The organism is Methylomonas sp. Kb3, assembly GCF_002834115.1.
Taxonomy (GTDB): Bacteria; Pseudomonadota; Gammaproteobacteria; order Methylococcales; family Methylomonadaceae; genus Methylomonas; species Methylomonas defluvii.
Genome location: NZ_PIZT01000010.1, coordinates 326558 through 347842 on the forward strand (window position 1 = coordinate 326558; position 21285 = coordinate 347842).

General features: G+C 55.0%; 17 protein-coding genes. 4 read left to right on the top strand and 13 right to left on the bottom strand.

The window, feature by feature from the left end:
- Positions 1–5 precede the first annotated feature (5 nt).
- Positions 6–2684, top strand: a complete 2679-nt coding sequence (locus CWO84_RS08775; protein WP_101052336.1) for a nitrate reductase — start codon at positions 6–8, stop codon at positions 2682–2684.
- Positions 2685–2703: 19 nt separating this feature from the next.
- On the top strand, positions 2704–3876 hold the full coding sequence (locus CWO84_RS08780; RefSeq protein WP_101052337.1) for an EAL domain-containing protein: 1173 nt from the start codon (positions 2704–2706) through the stop codon (positions 3874–3876).
- Position 3877: 1 nt separating this feature from the next.
- On the opposite strand, the gene CWO84_RS08785 is transcribed toward CWO84_RS08780, so the two are convergent.
- From CWO84_RS08785 to CWO84_RS08840, 11 genes are all read right to left on the bottom strand, one after another.
- Positions 3878–4810, bottom strand: coding sequence for a vWA domain-containing protein (locus CWO84_RS08785; protein WP_101052338.1), 933 nt, complete (start codon positions 4808–4810; stop codon positions 3878–3880).
- A gap of 36 nt (positions 4811–4846) precedes the next feature.
- A complete protein-coding gene (locus CWO84_RS08790; protein ID WP_101052339.1) occupies positions 4847–5410 on the bottom strand; it encodes an MxaK protein in 564 nt (187 codons plus the stop codon).
- Positions 5407–6390, bottom strand: a complete 984-nt coding sequence (locus tag CWO84_RS08795) for a vWA domain-containing protein (RefSeq protein ID WP_101052340.1) — start codon at positions 6388–6390, stop codon at positions 5407–5409. The genes CWO84_RS08790 and CWO84_RS08795 overlap by 4 nt, the downstream gene beginning before the upstream one ends.
- Entirely contained in the window at positions 6387–7304 is a 918-nt protein-coding gene (locus CWO84_RS08800) for a nonribosomal peptide synthetase MxaA (protein ID WP_101052341.1), read from the bottom strand. The genes CWO84_RS08795 and CWO84_RS08800 overlap by 4 nt, the downstream gene beginning before the upstream one ends.
- Positions 7301–8155, bottom strand: a complete 855-nt coding sequence (locus tag CWO84_RS08805) for an MxaS protein (RefSeq protein ID WP_165786291.1) — start codon at positions 8153–8155, stop codon at positions 7301–7303. Before CWO84_RS08805 ends, CWO84_RS08800 begins: the two co-directional genes overlap by 4 nt.
- A 16-nt stretch (positions 8156–8171) precedes the next feature.
- The gene (locus tag CWO84_RS08810; RefSeq protein WP_101052343.1) at positions 8172–8798 is read right to left on the bottom strand and encodes an MxaP protein; all 627 of its coding nucleotides are present in this window, start codon (positions 8796–8798) and stop codon (positions 8172–8174) included.
- 5 nt (positions 8799–8803) lie between these two features.
- On the bottom strand, positions 8804–9823 hold the full coding sequence (locus CWO84_RS08815) for a MoxR family ATPase (protein ID WP_101052364.1): 1020 nt from the start codon (positions 9821–9823) through the stop codon (positions 8804–8806).
- A 371-nt stretch (positions 9824–10194) separates the two neighbouring features.
- Positions 10195–10476, bottom strand: coding sequence for a methanol dehydrogenase [cytochrome c] subunit (locus tag CWO84_RS08825; RefSeq protein WP_101052345.1), 282 nt, complete (start codon positions 10474–10476; stop codon positions 10195–10197).
- A gap of 129 nt (positions 10477–10605) precedes the next feature.
- The gene (gene moxG / locus CWO84_RS08830; RefSeq protein WP_101052346.1) at positions 10606–11082 is read right to left on the bottom strand and encodes a cytochrome c(L), periplasmic; all 477 of its coding nucleotides are present in this window, start codon (positions 11080–11082) and stop codon (positions 10606–10608) included.
- A 14-nt stretch (positions 11083–11096) separates the two neighbouring features.
- Positions 11097–11939 (bottom strand): methanol oxidation system protein MoxJ, encoded by an 843-nt coding sequence (gene moxJ, locus CWO84_RS08835; protein ID WP_101052347.1) that lies wholly within the window; start codon positions 11937–11939, stop codon positions 11097–11099.
- A 146-nt stretch (positions 11940–12085) separates the two neighbouring features.
- A complete protein-coding gene (locus CWO84_RS08840) occupies positions 12086–13894 on the bottom strand; it encodes a methanol/ethanol family PQQ-dependent dehydrogenase (protein WP_033156197.1) in 1809 nt (602 codons plus the stop codon).
- Positions 13895–14400: 506 nt separating this feature from the next.
- Here CWO84_RS08840 and CWO84_RS08845 point away from each other — a divergent pair.
- Both CWO84_RS08845 and CWO84_RS08850 read left to right on the top strand, forming a co-directional pair.
- Entirely contained in the window at positions 14401–15072 is a 672-nt protein-coding gene (locus tag CWO84_RS08845; protein ID WP_033156196.1) for a response regulator transcription factor, read from the top strand.
- A 426-nt stretch (positions 15073–15498) separates the two neighbouring features.
- Positions 15499–17700, top strand: a complete 2202-nt coding sequence (locus CWO84_RS08850) for a hypothetical protein (protein WP_101052348.1) — start codon at positions 15499–15501, stop codon at positions 17698–17700.
- Positions 17701–17839: 139 nt separating this feature from the next.
- Here the strand turns inward: CWO84_RS08850 and CWO84_RS08855 are convergent, their stop codons facing one another.
- Both CWO84_RS08855 and CWO84_RS24355 read right to left on the bottom strand, forming a co-directional pair.
- Entirely contained in the window at positions 17840–18367 is a 528-nt protein-coding gene (locus CWO84_RS08855) for an SRPBCC family protein (protein WP_033156194.1), read from the bottom strand.
- A 211-nt stretch (positions 18368–18578) separates the two neighbouring features.
- Positions 18579–21285: YDG domain-containing protein (locus CWO84_RS24355; protein WP_205800358.1), on the bottom strand; the 2707-nt coding region annotated here is incomplete at its 5' end.

The following is a 21285-nucleotide window of genomic DNA, read 5'->3' on the forward strand; positions in this document are numbered from 1 at the left end:
TACCCATGAACACCATCAAAACCACTTGTCCTTATTGCGGCGTCGGCTGCGGCATCGAAGCCACGATAGAAGACCACGCGACACACCGGGTCAGCATCAAAGGCGACAGTAAGCACCCAGCCAATTTCGGCAGACTTTGCTCCAAAGGCGCGACGCTGGGCGATACCGTGTCGCTGGAAAACCGCCTGCTTTATCCCAGCATTCAAGGGAAACAAGTCGATTGGGCGTCAGCTTTAGATCATGTCGCAGAACGCTTTAACACCATTATTGCGCAGCACGGCCCCGAAGCGGTGGCGTTTTATGTCTCAGGCCAATTGCTGACCGAGGATTACTACGTCGCCAACAAATTGATGAAAGGCTTCATCGGCACCGCTAATATCGATACCAATTCCCGTTTGTGCATGTCCTCGGCGGTAGTGGGCTACAAACGCGCATTCGGCGCCGATACCGTGCCTTGCAATTACGAAGACCTGGAACTGGCCGAATTGATTTTACTGGTCGGCTCCAATGCCGCCTGGTGCCACCCGATTGCCTTTCAACGCATTCGCAAGGCTAAGGAAACCAATCCCCATTTAAAAATCGTGGTGATCGATCCGCGCAGCACGGCCAGTTGCGACATCGCCGATTTGCATCTGCCCGTTAAACCGGGCATGGATGCGCTATTGTTCAACGGCATTTTGGCTTATTTAGCGCAAAACGGCCGGATCGATCAGACTTATATAGACACGCATACCGAAGGTTTCGAGGCCGCATTGCAAGAAGCTGTGAAAACCGCCGGCAGTATCGAGCAGGTCGCCGCAGGCTGTGGCTTGCCTAGCGAAGCAGTCGCCACACTGTTCGACTGGTTTGCCGGCACCGAGAAAACCGTCACGGTCTATTCGCAAGGCATCAACCAATCCAGCTCAGGTTCGGATAAATGCAACGCCATCATCAACTGCCACCTCGCCAGCGGCCGCATCGGCAAGCCGGGTATGGGACCGTTCTCGTTTACCGGCCAACCCAACGCGATGGGCGGCCGTGAAGTGGGCGGTTTAGCCAACACCTTGGCTGCGCATATGGACCTGGAAAACCCGGAACACGTCGATAGAGTCGGCCGCTTTTGGGGCAGTGACAAAGTCGCCGACAAACAAGGTTTGAAGGCCGTGGCCATGTTCGACGCCATTGCCGCCGGTCAAATCAAGGCCGTATGGATCATGGCGACCAATCCGGTCGTATCGATGCCCGACGCCGACAAAGTGAAACGTGCTCTGCAGCAATGCGAATTGGTGGTGGTTTCCGATTGCATCGCCAACACCGATACCGCCAAGTTAGCCCATGTGCTGCTGCCGGCCACCGGCTGGAGCGAGAAAGACGGCACCGTCACCAATCTGGAGCGGCGCATCTCTCGACAACGGCCCTTGTTTCCGGCCTCCGGCGAAGCCAAACACGACTGGTGGATCATCAGCCAAGTCGCGCAACGCATGGGTTTTAGCGATGCGTTTAATTACCAATCCAGCGCCGATATTTTTCGTGAACACGCCGCGCTGTCGGCCTTCGAAAACGATGACGAGCATCAGTTACGCGATTTTAATTTATCGGCCTTTGTCCACTTGGATGGGCAAGGTTATGACGCGCTGCAACCGGTGCAATGGCCGGTCACCAACGAGCAAACCGCAGGCATAGCCAGAATGTTTACTGACGGCCAGTACTACACAAGCAATCGTAAAGCCCGCTTCATCCCGATTACCCCGCGTCCGCCGGTTAATGCGCCGGATAGCGATTATCCGTTTACGCTGAATACCGGCCGCCTGCGCGACCAATGGCACACGATGACCCGCACCAGTCTGGCCGCCAAATTAAACGCGCACCGCCCGGAACCTTTCGTCGAGATAAACCCCGCCGACGCTGAACGCCTCGGCTTAAGCGCGCGCAGTCTGGCGCAGATAGAAAGCCGTTGGGGCAGTATGCTGGCCCGCGTCGATCTCAATCCGGGGCAACAAATCGGCAGTCTGTTCGTACCTATGCACTGGACCGAACAACTCAGCAGCCACGGCCGCATGGGCGCCGTGGTCAATCCGGTGGTCGATCCCTATTCCGGGCAACCGGAAAGCAAGCAAACACCGGCCAAAATCTATGCCTGCCCGGCACGTTGGTATGCCACTATTTTGTCGCGCCGTCCCTTGCAAATTGGCGGGGCCGAGTATCAAGTCAGTGTGCGCGGCGACCGCTATTTTCGTTACGAGTTAGCGTCTACCGAACCCGCCAAGGACTGGCGGGCCTGGAGCCGCGCGCTGCTCGCTGACACAAGACATATTGATGATGATAACTGCTGGCTGGAATACAGCGACCAACAAGCCGGCTATTACCGCACCGCTTATTTACCGGATCGCGAATTACAAGCCTGTTTGTTCGTCGGACCGGATTGCGAACTGCCCGAGCCTGGCTGGCTGGGCAGTTTATTCGCTAAAAATGAGTTGAGCCGAGCAGAGCGCCTGAGCTTGCTGAGCGGACTGCCACCAAAAGGTGAAGCCGATATTGGCCGAATCGTCTGTTCGTGTTTCAATGTGGGCGAAAAAACTATCCGACACGCGGTGCAAACCCAGCAACTGCAAAGCGTCGCCGACATCAGCGCCTGTTTGAGCGCCGGTAGCGGTTGCGGTTCCTGCGTCGCGGAGTTGAAGGAGTTTTTACCCAAACCCAGTTAAATTGATAGCCCAAGGGACGATGCAAGCTAAAACACAGTTATTTCCGTATTTCCAACCCATTATTTCGGTGGCCAGCGGCAAAATCGTCGGCTACGAAGCCCTGGCCCGCCAATACGACGACAAAGGCAAAGTGGTTTCCGCCGGTGCCCTGTTCTCTTCCGCCGAGGTCGATGCCAAAACCCGTATCGAGCTGGACAGGCAGGTACGCTGGCAAGCCCTGGAAAAGTTCTCGGAATTGGCCGATACGCAAAGCTATCTGGCGCTGAATATTTCCGCGGCCTGGATAGAAAATCTGCGCCAATTAAACACGCTGCCCACGCTACGGATGTTGGACGAGTTGAATATCGACCGGCGACGCATCATCGTGGAAATTTCCAATGCGCATGTCGATCCGCAAAAGTTAAAACAAATCGTACAGCGCTACCGCAAACACGGCTTGAGTGTGGCTATCGGCGATTTCGGCGCCGGCGCCTCGCAGCTGGAACGGGTGATCGCCATTCAACCCGACATCATCAAAATCGACATGCGGCTGTTCAAACTGGCCACCAAGGGCGGCATCGCCGGCGACATCATTCATATGATCTCGCGGCTGGGTAAACGCACCGGCTGCCGGATTATTTGCGAAGGCGTGGAATCTGACGAAGCGTTTTTATTTAGTTTGGACTGCGGCGCGCAATTCATGCAGGGGTTTTTGTTTGCCAAAGCCGAAGCCGATTTTCAGCATGCCGAGCTTTACGAACAACACATCGCCTCATTGCGCACTAAGTTTTTGAAAAACACGCTGGTTAAGGTGCAAAAGAAAGTCAGCGCCATCAACACCACCAAAACCTTGATTTACAAGCTGGCCGAAACCTTGCAGGACGACTTTAACTTGAATGAACTGGTCAGCTGGAACTTTACCGATAGCGGCGTGATTCGTTTTTATTTGTGCAACAACCAGGGCGACCAGATTTCGCCGGATTTTAATTTCAAGGAAAACCAATGGTTCACCGATCCGCGCAAAATCGGTTTTAACTGGTCCTGGCGCCCTTATTTCTTTCAATTGCTGGCATTGGAAAACTGCGGCGACCGCAATCGGGTCGTCACTTCCGAGCGCTACATGGATTTTGAAACCAGCTTGCTGTGTAAAACCCTGTCTTTACGCCTAGATAGCGAGCGGATTTTGTTGGTGGATACCGTGGCGGGCGATTGAGCTACTTTAGATACACCATCACCAGAAACAACAAAGCCAGACCGGCATAGCGCCAGCTGCTATCGACGGTGTGCGTGCCAGGCTTGGCAAACTCGGCTTGTTGCAGCGCTTGATCCAGACTGTCGGTATCGCTCAGGCGTCGATACTGTAAACCACTCTCAGCAGCCAGCTGGCGGAGATAGCTTTCGTGCAGCCGGCTCATATGCTCGTCGCCGGTTGCCGCCTCGCTGCCGAAAGGTGCGTTACGGGCGTTGTAGCCCTGGATCTTCTCGGGATTTAGATCCGATTCACCAAAGGACGAACGATGCGGCACGTCTTCGGGTTTGTAAAAGCCCTGGCGTTGGCCTTTGGCGTCGAACTTTGGGATGGGGGCAAGTTGATCGCCGCCGACGCCGACGATCACACCTTTTACCTTATCTTTAACTGGCGACAGATCGGGTTTGTAACGCCGATTGGGCGGGGGTGCCTCCTGGCCGTCGCTGAGAAACACCAGGGTTTGGTCTTTGTCTTTTAACAGCTCCAGCGTACTCAGCAAGCCACTGGCGATGCGGCTGTCGGCGGCCCAGGCCATGCGCCAATCCAGCGCCGCAATCGCCGCGTCTATCTCGGCAAATCCCGAACACACGTCTATCGGTTCGAACAGCAGCGTCGAGCGCCGTTCGGTAAACACGCCCAAACCGACTTGCGAACCGCAAGGCAGTTTCAACAACTCCTGGCGCAACGCCTGTTTGACAAACTGCAAGCGGCTGACCGGCTGTTTATCCAGCTGATAGTCTTCGGTGTTCATGCTGCGGGTAATGTCGACAACAAACACCAGTCGGTACAGTGACACTTGCGCGCTGGTTTGCGGATGGAAAAACACTACCGACAAGGACAGCAAGGCCGCGGTCAGCAGCCAGAAACGGTAATCCCTAAGATTGGGGGCGATAGTCATATAGCGAAATTATCGGTCGGGAAGATAAGCGCCAAGTTAGGGCAAGCCACGCGGAAAGCCCGGCAAGGTGGTCCATAGTTGGGTCTGTTGATTAAGATCGTCCTGCTCGTCGCCGCTGCTGATTCTGTCCATCTCCGGCAACAGCCGCATCGCCACTTCCAGATTGTACTTGGCATCCCAAAAGCCGCTGTCTAACGTTAATGCTTCCCGATAGGCTTGCTTGGCCAGACCCAGCAAGGGCATCGCCTCGTTGACATTGCCGGCCTGGGCTTTCTCCATGGCTTGGCGCAGATACAGATTGCCCAAGTTATAACGGGTTTGCGCTTGCGCTTCGGCATCGGCTTGCTGCAATAACAGGTTCAGCGTCGCCAAGGCTTCGTCGTAGCGTTGGTGCCGGCTGAGATACACCGCTCTGGCCATGCGTACTTCCGGCGCCGAAGTTACCAATTCGTCTGCGCCGACATCCTGATCGGCCAGTAATTGGCCGATCAGCCGATTTTGGCCGGCTAGGCCATATAGTTGCAGCAATTGCGTCAGAGTTACTAATAAAGCTGCTGCCAATATGGCCCACAGCGCCCAGTGTTTTAACTTACGGATCACAGTCTGGCCTCGCAGAGTTTCACGCCTAGCAAACCCAGCAACATTGCTGCCGCCCAGGCATAACAGCGCGTGGATAAATCCTGCTTCGGAATCCGCTCGAAATAATGCAGGGGCCGATTCTCCAAGCGGTTGATGTCGTCAATGGCCTGCTGCAATGCACCGGGCGTTTCGGCTTCATAGGCTTGATACGGAATATGCAGACTGTTAAAGAACAGATGCAGATACCGTTCCGGCATGGCCTGAGCATTATCGTCGCGCGGGTCGTCGGGCACTTCAAACAAGCCAGGGCTGTTGGCGGTGCGCAAGAATACCCAATACAAGCTGACTTGGCGTTGTTTGAACAACTCGCGCAAGGCCACCTCGCTGTCCGGATCGATCACCGCCGCGCCGTCCGACACCAATAACACGATGCGCGAGCCGGTCACCGGCCGGCTATCGAAGAACTCCAAAGCCATGCTCAAGCCCTTGCTGACGTTCGTATAAGCCAAGGCCGGCAAGGCGGTGGCGTCTATCGCGGCATGAATGGCGGCTTTGTTTTCAGTGAGCGGCAGCACGAATAGCGGCGAAGTGCTGTATTCGGCGATGCCGATCAAATCGTGCGCTCGCTGATCGACAAACTGATTCAACAAGCGGCGGGCGGCGTTGGCTTTGGATTCCTCGCCTTGGGTTTCCGGCGTCTTGCCGGCGAAGGTGTTGTCCATGCTGTTACTGCGATCCAACAGCATGACGATGTGTGCGCCGTGGCCGATGCGCTCCACTTGCTGTTCTTGCTGATAGGCACCGGCCAAGCCCAGAATCAACCCGCCTATCGCCAGCACGCCCAGCAAGCGGATCAAGGCGCTGATAGCCAGCGATAGTGGGTCGACAGGCAATATCGCCAGCCAGGGATAGGGGTTGGCGACCACTCCCATTCTCCACATCGGCAACAGGCATAAGCCCAAACCGAGCAAGACCCAAGGATACTCAAAGCCCAAATTCATCGGCTGCCTCGCTCGATTTCCCGGCAATGCAGGCACAGGGTTTTGAGTTTTTGCAGATCGTGTTCTTGCGGCATTATCGAAGCGTCACCGAAAAAGTAACGATTGGAATAATCGAAAAACCAAGTCAATTCGTCAGCGATGCTGCGATATTCCGGGTGGCCCTGATAAAACTCGGCCAATTTGTGCAAAAACACCGGCTTACCGTGAAGACCGTTAAACGCCGTATGCACTGCGGCAAGTGCTTGCGGTAATTGTTGAAGGCCAAGGTTTTGCAACTGACGCTGCGCGCGCTTGAATACGCTGCGTTTCGGTAGTCCCGGTAAATAACCGTAAAGCCAAGCCAAACGCAAAGCGATGCCCAGCGCCACCGTCAGCGACACGCATAAGCGCCGGACAATTGCCGCGTCATCCAACAAGCTCGGCGCTTGGTCCGGGCGCATGTATTCGCCGTGTTCATCCTGCCTGACCACCAACTCCCGCAATGGCGCGGTCGTGAAGGTCCAGGCCGCGACCGGCTGTTCCAGAGTTTGCCCGTGCTGCTGAAAGCGCAAGGTAAAACCGGGTATGCTCAAGGCTTTCACTTCCAGCGGTGCGTAAAATTGCTGATATTGCAGGTCGATTTGATAGCGCTTGCCGTCATTGCCGGCCGTTTCCTGCACAGTCACCGCGTTCAGTTGCAGCCAGCGATTCAAGCGGCCCGGCGCCGGCAGACTGTTGCGCTCCAAGAGCATGCCGGCGCGCGTTTCCAGCACAATCCGCTGCAGGATGGTATCGCCGATCACATAGCCGAACGGCCGCGGCGTTTGCAGTTGAAAGTCGCGGAGTGCTTGGTTAGACGTGCCGGAGCACGCCGCCAGCAGCGTGACGCATACCCATACCCAAGCACAACCAAGCCGCTTTGCCGCCAACGTCACCCTGCTCTCCTTAAAAAATATTGCCCCAGCTGCTCGGCGCGGTAGCCGTTGTCGATAAACAGCGGCTCACAGCCCGAGGCCCGAAACTGCTGTTGCAATTGCTCCCGGCGCTGGGCAAATGCCTGTTCTATCTTGCGCTTCAAACCGGGACGCAGCCACAGCGTGCGGCGCTTGCCGGTTTCCAGATCCTGGAGTTGAAACAACCCCCAATCCGGTAAGCGGCTGTATTCGGCTGGGTCCCACAGCACCAGCGGTATCAGGTCGTGGCGACGCAAGTTCTGTAAAATGGCTTGCAGCTGCGGCAACGGAAAATGAAAATCCGACGCCAGAAACACCAAGGCCCTATGCTTGGGTAAATAGCGTTGCGCTTGCTGCAAACCGGCCGAACCGGGTTGCAGGTCGAGTGTTTCCAGGCGTTTTGCCGTCGCTTGAATCCGGCCTAGGTGTTTACCGGCCGGCAAATAACAGTCGGTGAGCACCTGCTGGTTAGCCGCAATAAACCCGATGTTGTCGCCGTATTCCAAGGCCGATGCGGCAATCGATAACAGCATATCGGCCATTACACGGCGCTTGTCGTTATTGCCGCCGAAACGCATGGAAGCAGACAAATCGGCCAGCAAATACACGTCGATAGCACTGTGTTGTTGCTGCACCCGCACTTGATAATTTCCGAACGGGTCGAGCAGGCTGGCCCGCAGATCGATGCGTCTCGGGTCCGGACGGGCGATTAAGGTGTCATGACGCTTGAACAATTGGCCGTTGCCGACCATTTGTCCGGGGTGCGCGCCGGGAAACACACCGACTGCCGGGCGTGGCAGGCGGTATTGGAAAGGCTTTATCGTGGCCGACATCGTTTTAGCGATTACCTTATTGGCTGACAACCAAATTCGCCAGCACGGCCGTCACAACCAAGTAGCCGGGAATGGAAAATTTGAGCGGCACCCGCATCAATAAGGCCACCACGCCTGAGTAAGTTTGCGGATTGCGGCTATGGATGGCTTCGCCGAACAGCCATAGTAGGGAGTTAAGCAGACATAAAGCCAGGATCGTGAAAAAACCGACATCGCTGAACAAGAACGATTTGTTAGCCAGCAGCGAGATGCGCTCGCTGGTATCGATAAAATTGGCGGTCAAAATGCCTATCATCAATCCGCCCTCGTCGAAGGCCACCAAAAAAAACGTGTAGGTAAACCGCCGCAAGCGCCGGCTGAACTCCGTCAAGGCGGGAAAATGCAGCGATAGATATAACACCGGCAGGCTTAGGCAAAACAGTAAAGTGCCGACCACCGCCAATAAAATCCAGAACTTAAAGCCCACCGCGTCGTTCAAGGCGCTGGTGTAATACGCGGCGTAAGGGACGTCGGCATGTTTATCCAAGCTACTGGCGATAAACGAGCAAATAAAGCCGACGCCGGACCAGGTTAAATAGGTGTCTAATAAATGGCCAAGGCCGGCATGCGGCAGCATGGCGTGCAGAATCGATTTAATGTTCATGGCTGTTACGGTGCGGCGATTTGGTTGAGTATGCTGTCTATCAAGGTGGGAATAATGTCGTCTTGGCGATAGCTGTACATCGGGTTCAGGAATATCCGGTGCGACATGGTGACGGCGAACACCGCCTGCAAATCTTCCGGTAACAGGCTGTCGCGATTTTCCAGCCAGGCCCGGACTTTGGCGGCACGTATCATGTAGCTGATGCCGCGCGGACTGGCACCGGCCTGCAGCAGGTTGTCCATGTCCACATCGGCTAAACCGATGCCGAATGCGCCGGGATCGGCGGTGGCTTTCCATAAATCCAAGGCGTATTGGCGCAAAGCGGCGCTGGGCTGGATGCTGTCTTGAATCGCCGCCGCCCAGTCGTTGAGCTGGTAATAAGGTATTTGGCTGGCGGCCATTTCCCCGATCAAGGCATCGACATCGTGGTAACGCGGATTGAACAGCAAATCGTCCAACACCTTGTCGTCACCGGGTGCGGTAATGTTGATTTCCATGAAAAACCGGTCGCGAGCGGCCGCCGGCAATTCAAAGGTTTCTTCTTTTTCCACCCGATTGCGGTCGGCAAATACCTGAATGTGCGGCATCCGGTATTCGCGGTTGAACGCGCCGATACTGCGCTCGGCCATCACCCGCAACAGCAGCGAATGCACTTGCGGCCGGGCCCGGTTGATCTCGTTAAAAAAGAACACGGACAGCTCTTCGCCCTGCTTCAGCAAAGGGCCGGGATCGACGCAGGGCCGGCCTTCTTGATTTAAATAGGTGTAATAGATCAAGTCGGCCGGCATTAAGTCGATGGTGCCTTCGATACGCTGGTAGTGGCCACCGAGCCCTTGGGCGATGGCACGCAATAAGGTGGTTTTGCCGACGCCGACCTGGCCTTCCAGCAACACATGGCCGCGGGCGAATACGGCTATCAGCAGATTGCGTACCGCCGCCTGCTGGCCGACGACGACATGGTTGATTTGTTGTTCCAACTGCAAAGCACTGGCGCGCCAGTCGCTGAGGGTTTGCTTGCTTGTCATAGCTAATTGAGCGCTGTTGATTAAAGCCAATACCGCAAAAAGAACTCCGGTGCTGGGTTGCCATGCCGCCAATTGCAGACATACGCGCCGCTGAAAACGGGCTGTCCTGATCTAACCGGCATAGCAACGGCCCGGAGCCGTGAGGTTTCGTTTAGAAGCTGTTTAAAGGCTACTGCACTCGCGAAGTTCTTAAACAGCTTGCATGGGTTGAGCGCGCCGTTGCCTTGGGCATTCCCTGGTCTTCGCTTCGGCAGAATAATCTTCGATTCCCTCCGCATCATTAGTTACCGCCATCCCTGGCGGCGTCCTAAGGGTTCTATCCTCGTGGTCACTGTCGGGATGCGCACTGCGCATCCCGACCCACCCGTTGCTTATTGGCCTTCGACGTCGTAAACGAACTTGCCGGTTTTCGCCAGCAATTCAGTACGTTTGGCGTTGCGGGCTTCCATTTCCTTGATCGACTGGGCTTGTTTGTTCAGCTCGTTAGGATCGTGTTTCGGGTCGTATTTGCTACCCGCCACTTGCGCCGGATAACCCGGTTTCGGTTCCCAGCAGTTGCCGGCTTCTTTGCATTTGGTGCCGTCGTAGGCTTTTGCTGCGCCGGACAGGCCAAAAGCCAGCAGGACCGCGCCTAACATTACTAATTTGTTCATGTTGATCTCCTGATATATTAAATTTAAATTTGCTTTAGCTCTTACTCGTTCCCACGCGCTGCGGCAAAATCGCCATTACCATTTATGCCCTTGGGTACGCGACGCGCGAGAACGAGTCAAAACGTGGCTTCACTTCAACCACTCGGCTTTCTTCGGATCGCCTTTGTAAATGCTGCGTAAGAAAGACATGATGTGCAGCATGTCGTCGGTGCTGAAGTTGACGTATTGCGGGCCCATCATGCCATTGGCGCCGCCGAACAGGATTTCGAACAAGCCCTGGTCGGTCAGGCCGCGCGGATAAGTCCAGTAGTCGTCGGCCAGACCGGGGCCGAGTTTGCCTTCGGCTTCATGGCCGTGGCAGCCCGAGCAACCCGTCATGTAAAGACTCTCGCCTTTTTTTGCCGCTTCGGCATCGCCGTTGTAAGGGTTTTTGCCGGTTTGCATGAATTGCTTGAATTTGTCGGTGTTGCCGCCTTTTTTGGCAAAACTCAAATCCAGCGCTTCACCGGTCAAGGCATGGCGCAAGGTGATGTCGGCCTGGACAGTACTTGCCGCCACCGCTGACATCGACAGCACGGCGCCAGTCAAAAATGTTTTCAATTTCATTCAAGGTTTCCTGTTTAGTTCATGGACACGGCAGTTTCGGGTTGTTCCAGCAACGGAATGCCTTCCGCTTCCAGCAACTCTTCGATATTGTCCTGCCCGTCTTTGATGATTTTGTTCAATTGCGCCAGCAAAGCGCTGTCGTCCTTACGCACGCCGATGGAGGTGCTGTAGTGGAAACCTACCTTCTCGCCGTCGGCACGCTTAGCATTGTCCGGAATAACCGTCATCGTCAGCGGCGTGGCCGATGCCTTCACATAGCGGGCCGCCGCCGGCCCCCACAAGATGGCAATTTCCGCTTTGCCGGAAGCCACTTCGTTGACCAGCTTGTCGTTGTCGTACTTGACGTACTGGTTACGCTTGGACTTGAATCCGGCCAACTCTTGTTGGTAATTGAACATATCGTTGTAACGGCCGATGGCCCGCAGCATGGTTTCGGCCGGAGAGCCCGGTGCGAAAGCAATCCGCTGGGCTTGCTTTAAGGCCGGGCTATCCCAGTTCTGCAAGTCCAACCCGTCTTTTTCGCGGCTGATAAACACGTAGCCGGACCGGTAGTAAGGTGCCGTGGTCAACAAACGCGGGTCGCCGGCATCGACGCCCATTACCACGTCGCACAAGCCTTTATCCAGGTAATCGCGGATAAAGTAGCGCGGGTCGGTCCAGCTGACGGTTTCCAATTTGCGGCCCAGTTGTTCGGCCACATACTGCGCCAATTTGTTTTCAAAGCCTTCGCCGTTTTTATTGGAGTAAGGCATTTCGTTTTCAGCCGTGCAGACTTTTAAAACCGGCTGTTCGGCTTGAACTGTGGAAAAACCAAAGCCCAATGCCAACGCAGCCACAATGCGTGTGCTTGTTTTCATAGTGATTTAAGGAATTAAGTAGACTCGTTGCCTCGTTCCCACGCGCTGCGCGGGAACGCCTTAGTAGCCGCGCTGCGGCAGATCATCGCCACCGCAGCGCGGTTAACCTGAATTCCCGCGCAGCGCGTGGGAACCAGGAAAGCTTTCTACAACGCGAACACCATCACGCCGCCACCCATTTGGGTGTAGTGCGCCAACTCTTTAAACGCGCCCACTGCACCCAGACCGGCAGTCGGATCGGCCAAGTCGAATACCAGACCTACGCCAGGCCAGCCGCCGACACCGTAATAAATCGCCACATACTGCTTGTTGTTGTGTTTATAGGTAATCGGGTGGCCGATGACGCCTGAAGGCAGTTTGAACTTCCACAGCTCTTCGCCGGTTTTGGAATGACGGGCTTTGATATAGCCGTCCAAAGTGCCGTAGAACACCAAGTCGCCGGCTGTGGCTGTGGTACCGCCCCAGACCGCAAACTTCTCCTGAACTTCCCATTCCATTTTGCCGGTGACGGCATTCATGGCTTTGACTTGACCCAAAGTGCCTTTCGGACCCGGATACATGTTCAAGGTCGCGCCGACGAAGAACTGGCCGGCACGGTAAGGCAGCATGAACGGTTCCCAGTCCATGCAGATATGGTTGGTGCCCATGAAGAACAGCTTTTTGTTCGGATCGTAAGACTCGATACCTTGGTTGTGGTAACCCATGGCCGACGGGCAGATACCGGTGGCTTGGTGGTCCATGTGTGTCGAATATTCCGGATCGCGGATCGGTAGACCGGTTTTCAGATCGACTTTTTTCACCCAGTTGACGGTGTCGTCGATTTTGAAAGCATTGACCAAGCTGCCGTTTTCGCGGTTCAAGGTATACACCAAGCCGTTACGGTCCGGGTGCGTCAGCAGTTTGGTCATTTTGCCGTCGACCATTTGCTCGGACAGACCCATGTAGTTAACACCGGCGTAGTCCCATTCGTCATGCGGGGTTTTTTGGTAGCCGAATTTGGCTTCACCGGTATTGACGTCGCGGCCCCAGATGGTCATGGTCCATTTGTTGTCACCGGGACGCATGGTTTCATTCCACGGCGCCGGGTTGCCGGAACCGTAGTAGAGCATTTCCAGGTCGCTGTCATAGGCATACCAACCCCAGTTGGTGCCGCCGCCGATTTTCCAGGCATCGCCTTCCCAGGTTTTCAGACCCAAACCGAACTGACCGTAATGCGGATTGGCGCTGTTGAAGTCTTTGGATAATTTGATGTCTTCATCCGGACCGGTGGCGTAAACGCGCCAGGCTTGCTTACCATCTTTGATGTTGTAAGCGGTGGCGTAACCACGCACCCCCAACTCTGCACCGGAGGTGCCGACGATGACTTTATCCTTCACCACGAACGGTGCGACGGTCAACGTCGAACCCATGGCGATGTCGGAGTTTTCCATTTTCCACAGTACTTCGCCGGTCTTGGCGTTAATCGCCACCACATGGCCATCCAGCTGGTTCAAGAAAATGGTAGCCGGATAATCTTTGCCGGCCGGTGCATAGGCCAAGCCCCGATTAACCACGTCACAGCAGGCTACCGCGCGAGCCGCCGGATTTTGCTTGGGCTTGAACTGCCACAAAATTTTGTCCGGCTCGTCCAAGCTGATGGCAAATACGTTGTTAGGATACGGCGTGTGGACGTACATAATGCCATCAACAACCAGAGGTCCACCTTCGTGGCCGTTCAAGACACCGGTGGAAAACGACCACGCCACTTTCAGATTTTTGACGTTGTTGGCGTTGATGTCGATCATTTCGCTGAAATGCGTCGAACCGTAATCCTTGGTCTGCATCACCCAGTTGGTGTTTTGCTTGGCTAGTTGTTCCAGTTCTTTATTCGCTTGCGCCGATGACGACACGGCCAAGGCCGCAGCCGTGACTAAGGCCGTGGTCGATACCTGCTTGGCAAACCGTGAAATTTGCATGAATCCTCCTATGTTGTTTATTAGGTTGCATGGCCCGGCAAATCGGTTGGTTAGGGGAGCCTTCCGTTAAAAGCGGATAACGCCATCGGCATTTCCGGGCAAAATCAATCACACGCTGCGCTTAATTTTGGCGTCCATCCGTGACGCGAGATTTTGCTTTGCGGCAGAAATCTCCTTCACTTTTCACATCAGCAATCTCAATCAAGTCGCACACAATATTGACTTAGACCTACCGGGCCATGCTGGCGCAAATGGTAAAGAAGGCGGCCTATCGGGCGTTACGGAATAATCCATAAATAGCCTGGGAATTCCGCGAAAAAAGTCCTGGAAGTTTTCCCGGTCGCACGCAGCCGCACGCCGCGGCAAAACGGGAAAAGCTCCCATGGTTTCCCGGCATAAAAATCGGCATCATGGCGGGGCAAGAAGCGCCAGCTAGGGATAACACCGGTTTTGCCGCGGGCGTGTCTTGCTCATCCACACCAAAAACCAATCAGGACACGTAGTTAGTGGCGAATAAAATCAGCGTTTTATTAGTAGACGACCATGCAGTGGTCAGAGCCGGTTACAAGACTTATTTATCCTTGTCTGAACGAATAGGCGCCGTCTATGAAGCCGATAGGGGCGAGACCGCTTGCCAGGTATATGACAAGCAGACGCCTGATGTGGTAGTGATGGATTTATCCATGCCCGGTCTGGGCGGTTTGGAATCGGTGCGGCGCCTATTGGTCCGCTACCCCAGTTGCAAGATATTGGTATTTTCGATTCATAACGAACTGGTCTACGTCACCCGCGCGATCAAGGCCGGCGCCAAAGGTTACATCACCAAAAATAATGAGCCGGACACGCTGGTGACCGCAGTTTGCACGCTGGCGGAAGGCGGCACGTATATCGAACCCGCTTTGGCACAGCAATTGGCGGTGAATATGGCTATCGGCCAGGATGAGGCATATAAAGTTAAATCGCTGTCGCCGCGCGAATTCGACATTTTTTGCCTGCTGGCCAATGGTTTGAGTACCCGTCAAGCAGCGGAAAAATTATGTTTGAGCTACAAAACCGTCTGCAACCACAGTACGGCGATCAAAGAAAAATTAAACGTCAAAACCATGTCGGAATTGACACTGCTGGCTGGTCGCCAAGGTATTATCAATACCGGCAGCGAACTGTATGAGCACAGCTAGCGCGGAACACACCCTTCCCTATTAACCAGACCCTATTTATCCCTGGCATGCCGTTCGGACTGAGCGAGCGGTGTGCGCTTCGATAGACTCAGAGCTAACCAGGTTAACAACGCTGTTAATGGGCGCTTGCGACCGGAACTCCCGGTTGTAAGCCTGCAAATCCCTCTCCCAAGCAACTGGCTCAAGACGCCCGATTCAAGCCTTCCGGGTCTAAAAGCTGCGCCAGTCTTAATCATTACTTCATTATATTTTCATCTTCAATTCATGTTGAATGGTTATTGTGCCGACTGAATAACCTTATTAAAAAAAGTAATAAAGCATCATCGAGAAGCGACGCGGTATCGGATGTTGGCCGTTTGCTTCCATTCATATGGGCAATTCATTAACGATTACCCATCCGATCAAAACGTATTCATGGGAGATATTATGAATGCACGTCTATTTATATTTCAGTTTTTGCTGATTTTTCTGGGTGTATGCGAATTTAGTAGCGTCCAGGCGCTTGAACTCAAACCTAATTCCGTCGAAATCGTCGTGGATGAACTAGCCAAGATTGCGGTCACAAAATCATCCGGAAGCATCAGTGTAAAATCCAGTAATACCAGTGTGGCAACAGTCACTTACGCCAGCGGTATCGCTAGCATCAAGGGTGTAAAAGCCGGTTCGGCGACGGTCACGGTAAAAGATCGTAAGAGCTCGAAGCGTGTGGAAGTCAAAGTCATCAGCGCCCCTTCTCCCGTCTTGACGATTTCGCCGGCCGTATTGGCGGTCAACGTGGGCGGCACTGCCACCGTCACGGTCACTAACGCCTCCGGCACAGTAAACGTTCAATCGTCGGACAACTCAATTGCCAGCGTCGGCTATGCCAATAATATCGCTACCATAAAAGGTCTTAAAGCCGGCTCGGCCACGGTGACCATCCGCGACAGCAAGACGTCCAAAACGGTCGCGGTGACGGTCTTAAATACCACGGCTGTCGGCGAATACACCCTGCTCGCCTGGAACGACTTAGGCATGCATTGCATGGACGGCCTGGATTTTTCCGTGTTCGCCATCTTGCCGCCCTACAACACTTTGCATGCGCAATTGAAAGACAAAAACGGCAAGCTGGTCAGCAGCAACGTGTTGCTGACTTATGAAGCGGTCGTCGACAGTAGCGGCTCTATCAATACCAGCAGCGCCAACAAAACCAATTTCTGGTCTTGGGTCGGTGAGTTGGTAGGCTTGAATCCGGCACCGGATGTCGGGGTTAACCTGGATGGACTCGCCAGCGGAAACCCCATGCCCGGCAATAAAACGCCATCCCTAACACCCGCGCCGATGACCTACAACACAGCGTTCGGCTGGTTCGAGGCCGAGGGTATTCCGGTGACGCCCTTCGACGACAAAGGTAACAAGAACTTCTATCCCACCGTTAAGGTCGTGGCTAAGGATGCGCTGAGCGGTAAGGTTCTGGCTAGCGCCACCACCGTGTTGCCGGTCAGCGACGAGATGACTTGCAAAGGCTGCCACGCATCCACTGACACCAATAACAATGCCGCACAAACTGCCGCCAAACCGGTGACGGGCTGGGTGTTCGATGCCGACCCTGACAAAGACTGGAAGCGTAACATTCTGCGTCTGCATGATGAAAAACAGGCCGCCAATCCATTATTCAAGGATGCGCTGACCACATTGAATAGCAAAGGTTACAAATCAACAGGCTTACTGGCGACGGCCGATGCTGGGCAACCGGTTCTTTGCGTGGCGTGCCATGCCAGCAATGCCTATTTCGATAAGGAAAACAAGACCACGGTGATGGGCGGCATGACCGGCATTGCGCCATTCACCCAGTCCTTGCATTTAAAACATGCCGATGTAAAAGACCCTGCCACCCAGTTAACCCTGGATAGTCTGGACAACCGCAGCGCTTGTTACCAATGTCATCCGGGATCGGTAACGCAATGTCTGCGCGGAGCAATGTCCACCGCCACCGACGCCAGCGGCGACCCGTCTATCAGTTGCCAAAGCTGTCACGGCAATATGAAAGCGGTCGGTAGTGCCACTCGGCAAGGCTGGTTCAACGAGCCGACCTGCGAGTCTTGCCACAATAGCGCCGCGCCCGGCAAACGCGCGATTTCAGGCATCGACGCCACCGGTAAAGCGATTGTGCCAACAGATCATACCTTTGCCACCAATGCCAATACGCCGGTTCCCGGATTGAACTTGTACCGCTTCAGTAAAGGACACGGCGGCTTGCAATGCGAGGCTTGTCACGGTGCGACACACGCGGAGTATCCCTCCACACATGCTGACGAAAACCTGCAAAGCATCGCCGTGCAAGGACACGCCGGTACGGTAGCCGAATGTAAGGCTTGCCATACCACGGTGCCGAATACGGTAAACGGCGGCCCGCACGGCATGCATACCACCGGTGACGCCTGGGTTAAGCAACACGAAGACGCCAATAAAAACGGCACAGCCACTACGCCAAGCTGTAGCTATTGCCACGGTACGACCAGCGCCGGCACTCCCTTGAGTGCGGTAAAGGTTGCGAAAACCATTGATGCCGATGAGTTTGGTATTAAGAATTGGCCGGCGGGTTATCAAGTGAGTTGTTTTAGCTGCCACAACGGACCCAATCCGTAAAACCTCAGACAACAGATCGCCCCGCAAGGGGCGATTTTTTTGTGGGTTGACTCCGCTCACTACAGGAGACGATTGAAATTCACATACAAAGGTCCCTGGCTCTGTCACTCCCACGTAAGCAGGAATGACGACATAAAACTTACTTCTCCAGCTTGGCCTTCAAGCCGTTCAAGCCGTTCTTGAAAAACTGGGTCATCGCTTTAACCGCCGCTTCGTCACTCAAATTCTCCGGTGGCGTGTTGCCGGTATCACCGCGGTAGAAGCGGCTTTTGATGGTGACCACGCTGCTGTCGGCGGTCTCACCTGCCGCGACTTTCACATCCACCGTGTGCGAACTGGTTGGAAGCGCTTTGGTGTTTTCGGTTTTCAGCCGGTAGCTGTATTCGTGTTCGGCTTCGTTGTAATAATCCAATTCTTCAGTGAGGGTTTCGTCGTTTTGAAAGGTTAACGTGCGTAAACCACCGGACTGATTCTTGCGGTCACCCGCACTCTTTTTCAAGTCGCTATGCCAATTGGCAATGTCGTCGAAATTTTTCAGCTCTGCCCATACCTTGGCGATAGGCGCTTGGATGGTCACAGACTCCTTGGCTTTTTGCGGCGTCGGGCCGTGAGCGTGAACTTGCCAGGAAAGGAGCAAAAAGCTGAATGAAAGCATGATGTGTCGCATAAGCAATCCCGAAGGGTGGTGAAAAACCCGGTATTATCCGGGCGCACCGCCAGCGTTCATCGGGAATAAACCCCGAATTGATCCGGGGAAACTTCATTTAGCCTGCTGCCGGCAACTGTCGAAAGGAGCGAAAAGGTAAGTGCATCGCGAAGCCGACGCGGTTAAACAGAGCAAAGGTTCGCCCGGTCGATCAGCTTTTATCGCCGCAGATTCAGATTGCTTGGTCTTGTTTTTCGATAGTCACCACAATCGATTTTTGTTGGCCGCTCGCGCTGGTCTGAGTGATTACGACTTGCAGCGGTAACTGCGCCGCACCGGCGCTGTCGGTACTGAAGCTTAACGACTGACTATTAAAACTCAGCCAAGCCGGTAACGGCTCGCCGTTACCCATTTTCGCCGAGACCGTGCTGTCTCCGGCCGTTGCAGGCAGTGCTCCGGCAGGCAGCGCAAAACTGAAGCCACTTGAATAATCATTAACCTCAACGTTGGCAACGATCTGCATCTGCCCTCCCGCCACCAAGGTTTGGGACGCCAATAAATGCACGGTATTGCCTGATTGCGACGGCCCGGTACCACCCGTCGTCAAGCCGGTAGCGCTACTACCACCGCCATTGATCCCCGAGTCGGCGATATTAAATTGTACGGTCCGGTTGCTATCGGCACCGCGTAACGCAGAAAGCGCCAAGCCGCCGGTTTTGGCGCCGCTGTTGGAACCGTTGTTGCCCACGCCGCCGTTTCCGCCGCTGTCCGGTACTACGGTACCGGCGTCGACGGTATCGGTTGGCGTATTGCCGGCGGAGCTTTGTAGGATGGTGACGACTGGATTGCCGCCGGCTAGCGTGTAATTGCCGGCCAAGCCGCCATTTCCGCCGTCGCTCAAGGCCAAGGTTCCAAGATCGACCGGTTTATCGATACCGGCGCTACTATCTAACATTTGGCCAGCCCCGCTCAGCAGCAGAGTTTCATTGCCAACCAAAGTGCCTAAATTGAATACATTAGCATTCACAAGGTTACTGCCGTCGAATGCCCTCGAACCGGTTAAATGGATGACGTAAGGCAAAATTGTGCTGGTCGTGTTATCGCTGTAACTGATTGCGTAGTTGTTGCCACCATTGCCGTCGGAAACGCTAATACCGCTAACTCTCACAGTGCTACCGCCGCTGGCATTCTTATCAATGAACGTGTACACACCGCCGGATAAACTGTCCGAGCCGAACAGTTGGCTAGCGCTGCCGGCTTTGACGATTGGCGTGCCCGAGGCGGACGTGGTGCCGTCGTACGTTTTGATGATGTCGCTGGTGGTCAAAACCAAATTGGCTTGGCTGATGTCCGCTCTAAGATCTCCTCCTATCAAGGTGTAATTGCTGGCCAAGCCGCCGTTGCTGCCGTCGGCCAAGGTCAAAGAGCCTAAGCTCACGCTTTTGCCGATGCCAACGTTTTTATCAGCGATGGAGCCCGCACCTGATAGGGTTAAAGTCTCGCTACCGACCAGACTTCCGATGTGCAAATCCGTGGCGGCGACGGCTGTGGTGCCGTCATAGCTCCTGCCGCCACTCAGGTTCACAACAAACGGGCTGATAGTGCTGGTTGTGTTGTTCAGATAGGACACCGAATAATTATTGCCGGCATTGCCATCGTTCACGGTGACCCCGGCAACCGTGACGGTCTTAGTGCCGATACCGACATTTTTATCGGTGAAGGCAAACGTGCCGCCAATCAGGCTGTCGCTACCATAGAGTGTGCCGCTTGAGACCATGGCGGCGCCTATCACCGACGTATTGCCATCGTAGGTTTTACTGACGTTTCCAGTGCTGACGGTCAAACTTGCCGTAGTGAGGGTCGCGTTATGTGTGCCGCCCGTCAGCGTGTAATTGCTAGCCAAACCGCCGTTGCTGCCGTCGGCCAGCGCTAGGCTGCCCAGCGTCACGGATTTACCGACCCCTACGTGTTTATCCGCTACCGTACCGGTACCGCTTAGGTTCAAGGTTTCGGTTCCAAGCAGCGCACTCATGGCAAAAATATTGGCAGCCACATCGGCACTGCCGTCGTAGCTGCGATTGCCTGTCAAACTGACTGTGTAAGCCGTAATATCGGCACTAAGCGTACCGCCAACCAAGGTGTAATTGCTGGCCAGACCGCCGTTGCCGCCATCATTCAAGGCCAAAGAGCCTAGCGAAAGCGTTTTACCGGTGCCGACATTTTTATCGGCGACCGTTCCGGCACCGCTCAGGCCCAGGGTTTCGCTACCGACCAGGGTAGAGGTCGCCAAACTAGCGGCAGTGATGGCGGTGGTGCCGTCGTAAGTGCGACTGCCGGTCAGGTCGACGACGTAGGCCGTAATATCGGCAGCATGCGTGCCGCCCGTCAGCGTGTAGTTGCTGGCCAAACCGCCGTTGCTGCCGTCGGCCAGGGCCAAAGTCCCCAAGGTCACCGCTTTGCCGGTGCCGACGTTTTTATCGGCGACCGTGCCGGTGCCGCTCACACTCAGGGTTTCGCTGCCAACCAAGCTGCCGGTCGAGAATATGCCCGCCGCCACGTTGCTCGAACCGTTATAGGCCCGGTTGCCGGTCAGGCTGACCACGAACGGCGTGATGGTGCTGCTGGTGTTATTGGCGTAACTGATCGAATAGTTGGCACCGCTGTTGCCGTCGCTCACCGTCACGCCGCTGACGCTCACCGTTTTATTGCCGCTGCCGACGTTTTTGTCGGTGAAAGCGAATGTGCCGCCACTCAGACTATCGCTGCCGTACAGCGTACCGCCGGTCAGCGTGGCGGTGCCGGCCGCACTGGTGCCGCCGTCGTATGCCTTGCTGACGTCGCTGGTGCTGACGGTCAAGCCGGCGGCTGAAATATCGGCGCTATGCGTGCCGCCCGTCAGCGTGTAGTTGCTGGCCAAACCGCCGTTGCTGCCGTCGGCC

Bases quoted from the DNA above. Each gene is read 5' to 3' on its own strand.
- CWO84_RS08850 (WP_101052348.1), top strand. From the start codon at position 15,499: ATGAATGCACGTCTATTTATATTTCAGTTTTTGCTGATTTTTCTGGGT.
- moxG (WP_101052346.1), bottom strand. From the start codon at position 11,082: ATGAAATTGAAAACATTTTTGACTGGCGCCGTGCTGTCGATGTCAGCG.
- CWO84_RS08795 (WP_101052340.1), bottom strand. From the start codon at position 6,390: ATGAATTTGGGCTTTGAGTATCCTTGGGTCTTGCTCGGTTTGGGCTTA.
- CWO84_RS08785 (WP_101052338.1), bottom strand. From the start codon at position 4,810: ATGACTATCGCCCCCAATCTTAGGGATTACCGTTTCTGGCTGCTGACC.
- CWO84_RS08840 (WP_033156197.1), bottom strand. From the start codon at position 13,894: ATGCAAATTTCACGGTTTGCCAAGCAGGTATCGACCACGGCCTTAGTC.
- CWO84_RS08810 (WP_101052343.1), bottom strand. From the start codon at position 8,798: ATGAACATTAAATCGATTCTGCACGCCATGCTGCCGCATGCCGGCCTT.
- CWO84_RS08825 (WP_101052345.1), bottom strand. From the start codon at position 10,476: ATGAACAAATTAGTAATGTTAGGCGCGGTCCTGCTGGCTTTTGGCCTG.
- CWO84_RS08805 (WP_165786291.1), bottom strand. From the start codon at position 8,155: ATGTCGGCCACGATAAAGCCTTTCCAATACCGCCTGCCACGCCCGGCA.
- CWO84_RS08815 (WP_101052364.1), bottom strand. From the start codon at position 9,823: ATGACAAGCAAGCAAACCCTCAGCGACTGGCGCGCCAGTGCTTTGCAG.
- CWO84_RS08780 (WP_101052337.1), top strand. From the start codon at position 2,704: ATGCAAGCTAAAACACAGTTATTTCCGTATTTCCAACCCATTATTTCG.
- CWO84_RS08775 (WP_101052336.1), top strand. From the start codon at position 6: ATGAACACCATCAAAACCACTTGTCCTTATTGCGGCGTCGGCTGCGGC.
- moxJ (WP_101052347.1), bottom strand. From the start codon at position 11,939: ATGAAAACAAGCACACGCATTGTGGCTGCGTTGGCATTGGGCTTTGGT.
- CWO84_RS08855 (WP_033156194.1), bottom strand. From the start codon at position 18,367: ATGCGACACATCATGCTTTCATTCAGCTTTTTGCTCCTTTCCTGGCAA.